The organism is Hyalangium sp., assembly GCF_035629615.1.
Taxonomy (GTDB): domain Bacteria; phylum Myxococcota; class Myxococcia; order Myxococcales; family Myxococcaceae; genus Hyalangium.
Genome location: NZ_DASPHO010000115.1, coordinates 1 through 8,529 on the forward strand (window position 1 = coordinate 1; position 8,529 = coordinate 8,529).

Sequence of the window (8,529 nt, forward strand, 5' to 3'; positions counted from 1 at the left end):
GTTGCTGGGGTAGGAGGCGCGCACCAGCCAGCCTTGCTGGGGGGAGCGGAGGGTCAGGGGAGCATTCAGCACGAGCTGCGACAGCGCTTCCTCGAAGGCGGCCGCACCTACCTTTATGGATTCTTGCGAGGTCGGCGGCGAGTACTCCCGAGGGGCACCCAGCCCTGTGTCCAGTCGTATCGCGCGCGGAGTGGCGCACGAGGTGGCCAGGGCCACGAGCAAAATCGCAGCAGTCAGACGACGTGCCATGGGACGCCTTCCTATCGAGGAGGGTTCCAGCCTATGGGAACGTCGCAGCAGAGGGGATAACGTTCCGGGTCGTGCGCTTCTCGAGGGGGACGTCAGCATCATGCTGTCTCCTCATGCGGTGGCGATGGGAGCGCGAGGCTAGCTGCATCGAGAGCCCGGGTACGTTACGGTCCAGCGGTGCCTATCGCTGCCTCCCAAAACGCCTTCCGAGTGGGCTTGATCGGCTACGGCCTGGCGGGCGCGAGCTTCCATGCGCCACTGCTCTCCGTGGAGCCAGCCTTTCGCCTGAGTGCCGTCGCTACGCGCAGTGCGGATGCAGTGGTGCGGGACTGGACGGGAGCACGGGTGCTGTCCGTAGAGGCGTTACTGGCAGATCCGACGCTCGATCTCATCATCGTGGCCACGCCAAATGACAGCCACGCGGCGCTCGCGGAGCGGGCGCTCTTGAGCGGCAAGCATGTCGTCGTGGAGAAACCCTTCACCTTGGACTCGGCGGAGGCCGAACGGCTGGGAGGGCTGGCCCGGGAGCGAGGCCGCTGCCTGGCCGTCTTCCACAACCGGCGATGGGACGGGGACTTCCTGACGATACGCCAGCTCTTGGAGCAGGGGCTGCTCGGGCGGCTCTACAGCTTCGAGAGCCACTTCGATCGCTTCCGGCCACAGGTGAAGAAGCGGTGGAAGGAGGAGGCCGGGCCGGGGGGAGGGACGCTGTGGGATCTGGGGGCCCACCTGGTGGATCAGGCCCTGCAGCTCTTTGGGATGCCTGAGTCGATCAGCGCGGATCTCGGGCGGCAGAGGCCCGAGGCGCAGGCGGTGGACTGGTTCCACCTGCTGCTGCGCTATGGCGAACTGCGCGTCATCCTGCGCTCGGGCTCAGTGGTTCACGAGCCATGGCCACGGTTCGTCCTGCAGGGGGAGGCGGACGCCTACATCAAATATGGGCTGGATCCGCAGGAGGAGCAGCTCAAGGCGGGATTCAGGCCGGGAATGGCGGGGTGGGGCGCAGAGCCCACGGAACGCCATGGGCGGCTGAGCCGAGGCGGGAGCGTGCCTACCGTGCCAGGAAGTTACGAGCAGTTCTATCGCCAGCTCGCCGCCGCTATGGCGGGGCAGGGGCCAGTCCCGGTGACGGCGGCGAGCGCCGGGCAGGTGATCCGCGTGCTGGAGACCGCGCTGCACAGCGCTGACGAGCGGCGGACCCTTCAGCTGGGCTGATCGAGGATCCCCAAGGAGATGCCATGAGCCAGGACAAGATCATCGCGCGCATTGCCCGGGTACTTGCGGAAGGTGATGCCGTGGAGGGCCTTGCCTTGTCGCTGCCGGCGACGGACTTGCAGTCACTGATGCTGCACGTCTATGGAGAGCGAGGCGCTCGCCGGACACCGGCCGAACTGCTGGAGCAGTACGAGCGGCGCGCGATGGTGAGGCCCTCCTCTGTTGATGTGCGCCAGCTCTTGGAGGTCGAGCGGGTTGCCTTCGAGCAGGCCACCGCATTCGAGGCGATGGATCTCTCCCCGGTGGCGCCACTCGGAATCAACGCGGTGCTGGGACAGATCGATCAGAACAACTGCCTCGCCACCGTCCGGAGCGCGGAGGTGCTCGCCGATCCGACCACTGCTCAGGCGCTCGAGTGTGCCCGGCGCAGGCGCGCCGGCGAGACCGGAACGATCAAGCTGTGTGCTCGGTCGAAGCAACTGCGGCTCCAGCCTTTTGACAATCCGAACTTCTCCCCGCACTTCAACATTTTCTCCCTGGTGACCGCAGGTCGTGATCGCGGCTCGCTCGTCTTCGAGCTGGAGAGCCTGCGCGAGCACCTGGGCACGTATCTCGCCTTCCTGCGGCGGTTGGGAACGATGGGGTTCCACATCGCCTCCGTGGACATTTCCGTGAGCGATACGGCCGGCGATGAGGGGCGCCTCGAGCGCGCACGGGTCGAGGTGCTCGAGCCGCTTGCGGCCGAATACCCGCAGGCGACCCTGCACATCGATCGAACGCGCGAGCAGGGGCGCAACTACTACTCCGGCCTCTGTCTCCGGCTCGATGCGTTCAACCGAGAAGGGACGCGCATCAACCTGGCCGACGGGGGCTTCACGACGTGGACCCAGCGGCTGCTCTCGAACGCGAAGGAGCGGCTCCTCGTCAGCGGCATGGGGATCGAGCTGCTGGTGAAGCTCTTCCGCCAGGCGGGCGGCGGCGTGCCAGGCAAACCTGTCTAACAGCCTTACAGGTTCGGCCAGGGTGCATCGCCCGGGGAGCCAGGAGCTGGTTCAACGGATGAAGTACCCCTGAATTGCCGTATATACGGGTAAACCCGGATTGAGCCGCAGTCGCGGAGCCGCTAAGGAGCGCGCTGTCTTCCGGCGGCCTGTCCTAGACCTCTGCGATGCGTAGCCCGCCGCCAGCAAACGGAACGGAGAGCTCATCGCTTATGCCCAGACACGTCTCGAAGTGTGCCCTCGCGCTCGTCTTCACGAGCCTCTCGAGCCTGGCTGTCGGATGCGGAGGCGTGGAGGACCTGGAAGCGGGCGCCGAAGAGCTCCAGAGCCGCCAAGCTGCGCTGATCCAGAAGGATGAGATCCACGGCAAGCTCGTTGCCCAGGTGCGGCTGTCCTCCACGCACAGCGTCGAGTTCTGGCAGCTCGCTGACGGCGCCATCCACCTGCGCGAGCTCGGGGCCGTCCAGGATCTGGAGAAGCAGCTCGATTACGAGGCGCTCCAGGGACTCTCGCCCATCGAGCGCTTCCAGCACCTGGCCGGGCCGAGCGCGCCTGCCCCAGCCTCGCTGATCGAAGCCGCCAGCCTGTCCGCCCAGAATGCCCCGGGGAAGCCCGCGTCCATGGTTCCCTGGGTGCCTCCTCCTGCGCCTCCCGAGCAGAAGCCCGAGGCGGGCTCCACGGGGCGGGTCGTCACCCCGCTGATCGACTGGAACGCGGACGCGCTCTGGTTCCAGCAGAACTTCTGTACCTGGAGCACCGTGGACAGCGTGTGGTGTCCCACCAACGTCGGGTGGGCCGACGCGGGCTCGGTCTACGCCATGTTCTACGAGAGCACTTGCTTCGCCGCCTCCCAGAGCCAGAGCGCCACCTACACCACCAAGTTCTGGAACGGTTCGGCGTGGGTCACCCATGCCGTCAACACCGTCTCTCCCCGCTACTGGCAGCGGTGGAGCTTCGAGACGGTCAACTGGTACACGGCGAGCTGCGCGAGCATCAACACCGGCGGAGACTCCCGGGTGGACTTCTCGCACCGCTTCCGCTGGGGAACGCCGGGCATCAGCACGCTCGGGGATCACCCGTCCGATCGCACGTACTCCGGGGGCCACTCGAACGACACCCAGGGCGTCACCCATGACAGCAGCTACTGGTTCCTGACCAACACGAACAACATCTGGCGCGTCCCGGTCGGAACCAACCTCAATGACAACCCGAGCTTCATCGTGGGCAACCCGTGGTACGGGCTCTACAACCATCTGGGCGATATCAGCTACGGCGCCGGCTACCTCTTCCTTCCCCTCGAGAAGAACGGCGGCAGCGGCTCCTGGTGCTCCTTCGGAGTCATGAACACGGCCCTGCAGTACTACAACTACGCGATCGTCCCGGACGCCGGCATCTCGGACCAGGGGGAGAGCTGCCCGTGGGTGGCCTACAACCCGAGGGACGGGCACCTCTACGCCTCCGCCTTCAACGCCAGCTACATCAACAAGTACTCCTGGTCGGTCTCCCGGGTGAACAACGCGTGGCAGGTCAACCTGGCCTTCGTCGCGCGCATCCAGATCAAGGACAAGTTCGGCAACGCGACGAGCCTGTCCTCGCTCCAGGGCGCGGAGTTCTCGAACACCGGCAAGCTCTACCTGGTGTCGGACAGCACGGGCCTCGTGTACGTGATGGACATCTTCAACGGCCGCATCCAGGCCTCGTTCGGCGTGCAGGTCGATCACGACTCCTACGAGGAGCTCGAGGGCATCACGCTCTGGGATGTCGACAGCGGCATCGCGCCGGGCGTCGGGGGGCAGATCCACGTCCAGATGTGTGACAACGACTGGCCCGACTCGGACGACTTCTACTTCAAGCACTACCGCGCCTCCGAGGTCTCCAAGCTGTAGGCCCGAGCACGCCCTGGAAGAGCCGCCTGGCGCGGAGCCTCCACCGGTCCGCGCGCAGGCCCATGGGCGTGGCGATGCGGATCCGGTTTCGCGCGTAGGCCTCGGCGATGGCTCGGCGCTGGAGCTTGCCGCTGCTCGTCTTCGGGAGCTGGCCGTAGCGGATGAACAGCACATCCTCCCGCGCCATGGTGACTCCCATGGCGTCCAGGATGGCGGCGCAGAGCTGCTGCTGGCTCTGCGCCTCCTGCCGGAGTGCCGCCGGGTGGCTCACCTCGGCGAGCACCACCACACGTCCCTGGGACTCGATGACCGCGGTCCTCCCGGAGCGGATGAAGGGCAGTCGCTCGATGGCCTGCTCGAAGTCGCTGGAGAAGTAGCTCTGCCCGTTGATCTTGATCCGGTCGCTGATGCGGCCGGTGATGAACAGCTCCCCGTCCTGCATGAAGCCCAGGTCTCCCGTGGCGTAGAAGCCATCCTCTCCCAGCAGCGGACGCTCGTCCGCGTAGTACGCGGGCGCAAGGCTTCCCCCCCGCAGCTGGATCTCCCCCAGCTCTCTGTCTCCACACGGGCTCCCATCCTCGGCGCGCAGCCGTACCTCGAACTCTCGCAGGGGCCTCCCGACGGAGATGGCCGGCAGCCCGTGGGGGCCCATCACGGTCCTCCAGCACTCCTCGCGCCCCACGCACGTGACCATGAGCACCGCCTCGGCCATGCCGTAGCAGGGCTTGAGCACGTCCCGCCGCAATCCCCTGGGGCCGAGCAGCTCTGTGAAGCGCTCCAGGTTCGGGATGTTGATGGGCTCACTGCCCAGGTAGACGGTCCGCAGCGCTGACAGATCCAGGCGGGCCAGCGCTTCCGGGTCCAGCTCGTCCATGCGCTTCAGCGAGTAGTCGATCGCGAAGTTGGGAATGACGGCGAGGTGGATGCGGCGCTCGGACATGAGCTCCAGCCAGCCCACCGGATCCATGAGGAAGCTCAGGGGGTGGGTGAGGTGGCAATCGTTGCCCGCGTAGAGGCACGTCAGCACGCCGATCAGCCCCATGTCGTGGTAGAGCGGAAGCCAGCTCAAGCCCCGAGACTCGGCTGTCCGGCCATCGTGGCCCGCGATCATCCTCAGGTTGGCGTTCAGGTTCCCCTGGGTGATGGGTACCCCCTTGGGGAATGCCGTGGAGCCCGAGGAGAACTGGACGAACGCGAGCTCGTCCCGGGAGACCGTCCGCAGGCGCGCGCCACTCACCCGCGCTTCGGCCGGGGGCAGGGTGAGCCGGCGCAGGGGAAGCTCCAGTGCCTTCAAGCTGGGGACCTCGAGCACACGGCTGGCGCCATGGCGCTGGCAGATTCGTTCCAGGAAGTCGCGGTAGCTCTGCCTGGGGGTGCTCAGGATGAAGGGCTTCACCGAGAGCGGCACCGCCCCCACCTCCATCAGCCCGAAGAGGGAGAGCAGCACCCGCTCATCGGTCTCGAAAGGGAGGATGACGCGCTCTCCCTGCTGCACTCCCTGGGCTCGGAAGTGCTCCGCACAGGCCATGACACGGGCTGGGAACTCCGAGTAGGGGAGGAACGTGGGGGCGCTGGAGAAGTCCTCATGCAGATACAGGCCGCGCTGAGAGGACAGCTCCCCAAGCTGCTGAATGATGTCGAGCATGATCTCGAACCTCTGCCCCCAAGAGGAGCTCGTTCACCCCACCAGCTCCATCCACGTGTCCTCGACCTCCTCGGCCGAGGAGACGGAGATGCCGGTGATGCGCTTGAGCGCGTGGAAGATCAGGGTCTCCTTCTTCTCGATCGCGTCCGGGGCATACATGCCCTCGCGGTACTCGAGTTGATCCCACCAGTTCACATGGGTCTCGCGCTGCTGCACGTGCTCGCGCCGGCTGCCCTGGACCTCGCCTCCCTCGCGGAGGAAGAGGTGAGCCACCGCGAAGGCCTCCTTGGCCCTGTACTCCCCACTGTCCACCAGTCCCTTGGCGAACGCGATGAAGTAGGTCATGTGCTGGATCTCGTCCGCTCCCACCTGCTTGAACAGCGCCCGGAGGCCCGGATCCTGGATGACGCGCGCGCAGTGGGCGTAGTTGACCGCGGCGACGATCTCGGAGATCGCCAGGAGCGTCAGAGTCCGGAGCATGTCGTCATCCGGGAAGATCTTGCGGAACTCGATGAAGGTCTCGTCCGTGATCCGCTCCGTGCCCAGCAGGATGGCCAGCCGGTTGAAGCTGGTCTCGTGGTGCGCCTCCTCCTCGTTCCAGTAGCGGCTCCAGGTGCCACACGCCTGGAGGATGGAGGCGACGACATCATTGCGCCCCTGCCACCGGCGGCACTCCGTGTCCGCCAGCCGCGCGAGCCGGTCCGCCCCTGGCTTGGTCGTCAGCTCGGCCCGCCCCGCGTTCCACACCATCAGGCGGTCCGACTGGGAGAGGTTGCCTGGATCCACTGCCTCTACCAGCTCCACCGCGCTCCACCGGCGCGACTCGTGGAGGCGTTGCTGCTCCCACGCGATGTCGACGAGCGTGCGGCCCTCCGCCTGGAAGGCCTGGAAGAGATCCGCGACGATCACGGCCTTGTGGGTAGGCAGGGGAGGCGGCGAGGGAATCTGGAAGGCGGTGCTCATGCCGCCCTCCCTTCCTGCTGCCGCTGCACCTCCTGGAGGAAGGCCTCCAGGACCTGGGAGACGGGAGTGTCCAGCGAGAGGGCAGGTAAGCGGACCCGGAGGCCGTGCTCCTTGCGCAAGGCGTTGGAGGTCCTCGCGAATGCCTCCATGAGATCGACGCTGTTGGTCATCCGCTCGGAGCGCTTGATGATCGCCGCCAGCGAGAGATCCTCCCCAAAGATCTCCTCCTGGCTCAGCCCGAGGTGCTCGCTGAACTTCTTCTGGATATAGGCCTTCAGCTCTTCGGCGTTGGGCATGGTGCCTCCGTTGTGGGGACAGAGGAGGCCGCTGCGCTTTGTGACGCGCGAGAACGCAGAACGGGCATGGCGAGCGAGGACAGGCGAGGCTCGCTTGCCTCCTCACCTCCAGGAAGCAGGAGCGCGCTTGCCGAGGCGGTGCGCAGCCAGGCGGACAGCTCTGCCCACCAGCCCTCTGGGCATCGCTGCGGATCGAAGAAGCCCGAGTGTCCCAGCCCGCGCAGCTTCAGCCGGGTGTGCTCGACATGGCACCAGAGCGCTGGCGCCGAGACGTAGAAGTCGTGCAGCAGCACCTGAACGGCCCGCTTCGGTGCGTAGGCGGTGTCATCCTCGAAGCTGAGCGCGAGCAGGGGGAAGGTGCAGCGGGAGAAGCGCTCCGAGTGGGACTCGCCGGAGGGCCACAGGTAGTGCTCGGCCAGTCCCCAGCGCGAGTAGTCCTCCGCCATGCCCCGCTCCAGATCATCCAGCCCCGCGAAGGAGAGAGGGACGCGGCCGAAGAGCCTCAGGCACAGGGGGATGTACAGCCCGAAGAAGAGCAGCACCCCGTAGCGCCTCCAGCCGCTCCAGTGCCGCCACCACCCTCGCTGCGACGCGACGAGCGCCACCGCTCCCAGCCGCCGGTGGTTCTCTGCGAAGGGGAGGAGCTGCCCACCGATGCTGTGGCCCACGGCGACGAGCCGCTCGGGGGTGAACTCCTCGCAGGCCCAGTGGATGACGGCCGTCAGATCCTGCTCGCCCCAGGCCCGCATGGAGGCGGTGGACCGGGCCTCTTCCGGCAGCACCGAGCGGCCCATGCCCCGGTAGTCGAAGGTGACCACCCTCCATCCGTCACGGGCCAGCCACCGGGCAAAGGGCGCATAGCGCTCCTGTCGAGCCCCCACAGCGCACAGCAGGAGCGCGACCTCTCGCGGGGCCTCTCCCTCTTCCTGGTAGGAGGTGACCGCCAGGGGAAGGCCATCCCGAGTGATGACGGTGTGGTGCTGGTGCCGGACCATGGGGCTGCCTCCTCATGCCACCTGTTCCTGCCCGTCCAGCACGTCCAGGGCCGAGCCCTCCTGGGCCGCTGCTGCCGAGACCTTGCCGCGCAATGCCAGCAGCCGAGAGTGGATGGGCTTGGGCTTGCGGAAGACGACCAGGGACTTCCAGATGGCCTCCCACCACCCGAGCGTGCGGTAGGGATAGCCGTTCTCCTCGCAGAAGCGCTGCAGGATGCGGCTCATCTGCGGGTAGTACACGTGGCTGTAGCCAGGGAAGAGGTGGTGCTCGATCTGGTA

The 8,529-nt window shown here is 66.8% G+C and carries 8 protein-coding genes and 1 pseudogene; 3 read left to right on the top strand and 6 right to left on the bottom strand.

The features are described from left to right. Positions 1-249 (bottom strand): annotated as a pseudogene (locus VD972_RS05440) (hypothetical protein); the annotation flags it as partial. A gap of 177 nt (positions 250-426) precedes the next feature. On the opposite strand from VD972_RS05440, the gene VD972_RS05445 reads away from it, so the two are divergent. From VD972_RS05445 to VD972_RS05455, 3 genes are all read left to right on the top strand, one after another. Continuing rightward, positions 427-1,464, top strand: coding sequence for an oxidoreductase (locus VD972_RS05445; protein ID WP_324981787.1), 1,038 nt, complete (start codon positions 427-429; stop codon positions 1,462-1,464). Between the two features lie 23 nt (positions 1,465-1,487). Further along, positions 1,488-2,465 (top strand): hypothetical protein, encoded by a 978-nt coding sequence (locus tag VD972_RS05450; protein WP_324981789.1) that lies wholly within the window; start codon positions 1,488-1,490, stop codon positions 2,463-2,465. A 212-nt stretch (positions 2,466-2,677) separates the two neighbouring features. Continuing rightward, positions 2,678-4,351, top strand: a complete 1,674-nt coding sequence (locus VD972_RS05455) for a hypothetical protein (RefSeq protein ID WP_324981791.1) — start codon at positions 2,678-2,680, stop codon at positions 4,349-4,351. Here VD972_RS05455 and VD972_RS05460 read toward each other — a convergent pair. From VD972_RS05460 to VD972_RS05480, 5 genes are all read right to left on the bottom strand, one after another. After that, on the bottom strand, positions 4,314-5,996 hold the full coding sequence (locus tag VD972_RS05460) for an AMP-binding protein (protein WP_324981793.1): 1,683 nt from the start codon (positions 5,994-5,996) through the stop codon (positions 4,314-4,316). The genes VD972_RS05455 and VD972_RS05460 overlap by 38 nt on opposite strands. A 33-nt stretch (positions 5,997-6,029) precedes the next feature. Beyond that, a complete protein-coding gene (locus VD972_RS05465; protein ID WP_324981795.1) occupies positions 6,030-6,959 on the bottom strand; it encodes a ferritin-like domain-containing protein in 930 nt (309 codons plus the stop codon). After that, positions 6,956-7,255 carry a hypothetical protein gene (locus VD972_RS05470; protein ID WP_324981798.1) on the bottom strand — a complete coding sequence of 100 codons (300 nt, stop codon included), beginning with the start codon at positions 7,253-7,255 and terminating at the stop codon, positions 6,956-6,958. The genes VD972_RS05465 and VD972_RS05470 overlap by 4 nt, the downstream gene beginning before the upstream one ends. Further along, positions 7,234-8,250: an alpha/beta fold hydrolase gene (locus VD972_RS05475; RefSeq protein ID WP_324981801.1), complete on the bottom strand. Its 1,017-nt coding sequence runs from the start codon at positions 8,248-8,250 to the stop codon at positions 7,234-7,236. The genes VD972_RS05470 and VD972_RS05475 overlap by 22 nt, the downstream gene beginning before the upstream one ends. A gap of 12 nt (positions 8,251-8,262) precedes the next feature. Beyond that, positions 8,263-8,529, bottom strand: a 267-nt coding sequence (locus VD972_RS05480; protein WP_324981803.1) for a fatty acid desaturase, incomplete at its 5' end; no start/stop codon positions are given.